The sequence below is a fragment of the Streptomyces himastatinicus ATCC 53653 genome (assembly GCF_000158915.1).
In the GTDB taxonomy this organism is placed as follows: domain Bacteria; phylum Actinomycetota; class Actinomycetes; order Streptomycetales; family Streptomycetaceae; genus Streptomyces; species Streptomyces himastatinicus.
Genome location: NZ_GG657754.1, coordinates 5726486 through 5730483, shown reverse-complemented (window position 1 = coordinate 5730483; position 3998 = coordinate 5726486). Strand labels below are relative to the sequence as shown.

Here is a 3998-nt window from a genome sequence, read left to right as displayed (position 1 = left end):
CGGGGCGGGGACGCGGCGGCCCGGCGGCCACGGCGCGCGTCGCGAGCCGGGCGCGTACGCAGCGCTCGGCCAGGCGCTCGCAGTAGCTCAGCAGCGCGCGGCGGCGCGCGGCCTCACCGTCCGACACGGTGGCCCGGCACAGCGCGCGGAGCGCGGCCAGGTCCTCCGGGAGCGGCTCGTAACCGGCCGCCAGGGCGCCCTCGAGCTGCTCCAGATAGCCGACGGCGGCGCCGGGGAGGGCGGCGCGATAGCGGGCCAGCTCGTCGAGCAGAAACGCTCGCAGCCGCCCGCCCTCGCGGACCGCCTCGTCCACGGCCTCGGCGAGCCGGAAACAGTCCTGGACCTCCTCCGCCCGGTCCGGGCCGAGGGAGCCGGGGGGAGTGACGGGTTCGGGTTGAAGGGCGATGGCGAGGGCGCGTCGGAGCACACGCAGCTCATCCGCACTGAACGCCATTCCGCCGCGGGATCCATAGGGCGTGGGCATGGGAGGACTTTAAGTGCTAAGCGGACAAATTTCGCTGAGCGGCGGGCGGTGCGGCGCGTTGCGGGGGCGGCCATTCGGCGGTGGGAGCCGGGGCGCGGGGCCGCCTCCGCATCGGAGTCCGCCCGGAGTCCGGGTGGGGCGGTCTCCGGGCGGGGGCGGGCAGCGGCCGGGCGGGTTCCGCTTGTTGATCCCGAATTCGACGGGACGGCATTCCTTGACTGTGCCTCGGCACTCGGTGGAGTGCCCTCACCGGCGCCCCGCCGAATGAACAGCGCGATGAACAGCGCGATGAACAGCGCGCGGAATTCGTTTCGTAATGCCGCCAATACCGCCGAGTTCGCAGGTGAACGGTGTTTTCGGCGCGATCGGGCGTCGAACAGCCCGATCAGCGCCGATCAGTCGGATCAGCGCTGTTCAGCTCCGTTCAGCTCCGTTCAGCCGCGCTGGACGTTGCGCTCGTAGACCAGCCGCAGGCCGATCAGGGTGAGCCAGGGCTCGTGCTCGTCGATCACCGACGCCTCGCCCAGCACCATCGGCGCCAGCCCGCCGGTGGCGATCACCGTCACGTCCTCGGGGTCCTGGGCCAGCTCACGCGCCATGCGCCGGACGATCCCGTCGACCTGGCCAGCGAAGCCGTACAGGATGCCGGACTGCATGGCCTCCACCGTGTTCTTGCCGATCACGCTGCGCGGGCGGGCCAGCTCGATCTTGCGCAGCTGCGCACCGCGCACGCCCAGCGCCTCGACCGAGATCTCGATACCGGGCGCGATCACGCCGCCCACGTACTCGCCGCGCGAGCTGACCGCGTCGAAGGTGGTCGCGGTGCCGAAGTCGACGACCACGCACGGGCCCTCGTACAGCTCGACGGCCGCCAGCGCGTTGATGATCCGGTCGGCGCCGACCTCCTTCGGGTTGTCCATCAGGATCGGCACGCCGGTCTTCACGCCCGGCTCGACCAGGACGGACGGCACATCGCCGTAGTAGCGGCGGGTGACCTCGCGCAGCTCGTGCAGGACGGAGGGGACGGTGGAGCAGATCGAGATGCCCTCGATGCCGTCGCCCAGCTCCTCGCCGAGCAGCGGATGCATCCCCATCAGGCCCTGGAGCAGGACGGCCAGTTCGTCGGCGGTGCGGCGGGCGTCGGTGGAGATCCGCCAGTGCTCGACGATCTCGTCGCCGTCGAAGAGGCCGAGGACGGTGTGGGTATTCCCCACGTCGATGGTCAGCAGCATGGGCGACCCCGCTTCCGGTCGGGCTCACGGCAGAGGGCGAGTTCTGGGGTGGTGGGCGGGGCGACGGGCGGGCCGATGGTCAGCAGCATCGCCAGTTCACCCCGTCTCGCGCAGGTCCAGGCCGATGTCCAGGATCGGGGAGGAGTGGGTGAGCGCGCCGACGGCCAGGTAGTCGACGCCCGTCTCGGCGTACGTACGGGCGTTGGCCAGCGTCAGACGGCCCGAGGACTCCAGCGCGGCCCGGCCCGCGACCAGTTCGACCGCCTCGCGGGTGCGCTCCGGGGTGAAGTTGTCCAGCAGGATCAGATCCGCGCCCGCCTCCAGGACCGGCGGGATCTGGTCCAGGGTGTCGACCTCCACCTCGATCGGCAGGTCAGGGAACTCGGCCCGTACGGCGCTGAACGCCTGCGCCACGCCGCCCGCCGCGACCACGTGGTTGTCCTTGACGAGCGCCGCGTCCGACAGCGACATGCGGTGGTTGACGCCGCCGCCGCAGCGCACCGCGTACTTCTCCAGGGCGCGCAGCCCCGGCGTCGTCTTGCGGGTGTCGCGGACCTTCGTCTTGGTGCCCTCCAGGGCGTCGGCCCAGGCGCGGGTCGCGGTCGCGATGCCGGAGAGCCGGCACAGCAGGTTGAGCGCGCTGCGCTCGCCGGTGAGCAGGTCGCGGGTGCGGGTGCGGACGCTCAGCAGCTTCTGGCCGGGCTCGACGCGGTCGCCGTCCTCCACATGCCGCTCGACCTCGAACTCGTCCGTACAGACGACGGACAGGATCGCCTCGGCGATCCGCAGCCCGGCCACGGTGCCCGCCTCACGGGCCGTGAAGTCGCCGGTGGCGAAGGCGTCCTCGGGGACGGTGGCGACCGTCGTCACGTCGACGCCCTGGTCGAGGTCCTCCTCGATCGCCATGTGCGCGATGTCCTCGACCTGGACGGGGTCGAGCCCGGCGTCGACCAGCAGCTGGGCCAGGTCGGGGTCGAGGCCGCACTCCATCGGGTCGAGCCCGTACGCGCCGTCGTCGGCGCCGCTGCCGCAGCCGCAGGCGCTGCCGCAGCCGCCGCCCTCGTCGCCGCCCGGGACGCCGATCTGGAGCAGCGGAAGGGCCGCGGGCTGCGGCGGGCTCTGCTGGCGGTCGTCGGAGGTGCTGCTCACGGGTGGGACTCCGTCTCGGGTCGAGTGGTGGGTGAGGGGAACGCCGCGGAGTCCGTCGTACGGACGTCGAGCGAGCCGTCGGGGCCGAGGGTGACCAGGAGGTGCCGCTGCCACGCCGCGTCGTCCCGGTCGGGGCGGTCCTCCCGCCAGTGGCAGCCGCGGGTCTCCTCGCGCCGGAGCGCGGCGGCCACCAGGACCCGGGCGACGAGGAGGAGGTTCGTCGCCTCCCAGGTCTCGACGCCGGGCTCGGCCGTCTTGCCGTCGCGGTGCAGCGTCTCGACGGCGTCCTCCCGGACGCGGTCCAGCCGCTCGGCGGCCTGGGCGAGGCTTTCGGCGGAGCGGAGGACACCGGCGCCGGTGGTCATGATGCGCTGGACGGCGTACCGGGCCTCGGGGGCGAGCAGGGCCCCTCCCCCGCCCTGGGCCGATGCGCCGGTGGCCGGGCCCTGGGGTGCGGGCTTCGGTACGGGCTCCGGCGTGGGACCCGGTATGGAGGGCCGCTCGGCGATGTCCGCCGCGATGCGCTCGGCGAAGACGAGGCCCTCAAGCAGCGAGTTGGACGCCAGCCGGTTGGCGCCGTGCACGCCCGTGCAGGCCGTCTCCCCGCATGCGTACAGCCCCGGCACCGTCGTACGCCCCCGCAGGTCCGTCCAGACCCCGCCGCTGGCGTAGTGCGCGGCGGGGGCCACCGGGATCGGCTGGGTGACGGGGTCGATGCCGTGGGCCCGGCAGGCGGCCAGGATCGTCGGGAAGCGGTGCTCCCACATCCGGGCGCCGAAGTGGCGGGCGTCCAGGTACACGTGCTCGGTGCCCTGTTCCCGCATCCGCCGCATGATGCCCTTGGCGACGATGTCGCGGGGGGCCAGTTCGGCCAGCTCGTGCTGCCCCACCATGAAGCGCACCCCGTCCGCGTCGACGAGATGGGCGCCCTCGCCCCGCACCGCCTCGGAGACCAGCGGCTGCTGCCCCTCGGCCTCCGGGCCGAGCCACAGCACCGTGGGGTGGAACTGGACGAACTCCAGGTCGCTCACCTCCGCCCCGGCGCGCAGCGCGAGGGCGACGCCGTCGCCCGTGGAGACGGCGGGGTTGGTGGTGGCGGAGAAGATCTGGCCCATGCCGCCCGTCGCGAGGAC

Annotated in this window: 3 protein-coding genes and 1 pseudogene; all 4 read right to left on the bottom strand. The window is 73.3% G+C overall.

What is annotated here, in order from left to right; translation table 11 throughout:
• Positions 1-484 (bottom strand): annotated as a pseudogene (locus SSOG_RS53875) (hypothetical protein); the annotation flags it as partial.
• 434 nt (positions 485-918) lie between these two features.
• Positions 919-1716 carry a type III pantothenate kinase gene (locus SSOG_RS24275; RefSeq protein ID WP_009716893.1) on the bottom strand — a complete coding sequence of 266 codons (798 nt, stop codon included), beginning with the start codon at positions 1714-1716 and terminating at the stop codon, positions 919-921.
• Between the two features lie 96 nt (positions 1717-1812).
• Positions 1813-2865: a carboxylating nicotinate-nucleotide diphosphorylase gene (nadC, locus tag SSOG_RS24270; RefSeq protein WP_039938570.1), complete on the bottom strand. Its 1053-nt coding sequence runs from the start codon at positions 2863-2865 to the stop codon at positions 1813-1815.
• Positions 2862-3998 (bottom strand): FAD-binding protein (locus tag SSOG_RS24265; protein ID WP_039938569.1); only part of this gene is annotated, 1137 nt, incomplete at its 5' end. The genes SSOG_RS24265 and nadC, both read right to left, overlap by 4 nt.

What these genes read in the sequence shown, in the direction of transcription:
- SSOG_RS24275 (WP_009716893.1), bottom strand. Translation starts at nt 1,716, where the DNA reads ATGCTGCTGACCATCGACGTGGGGAATACCCACACCGTCCTCGGCCTC.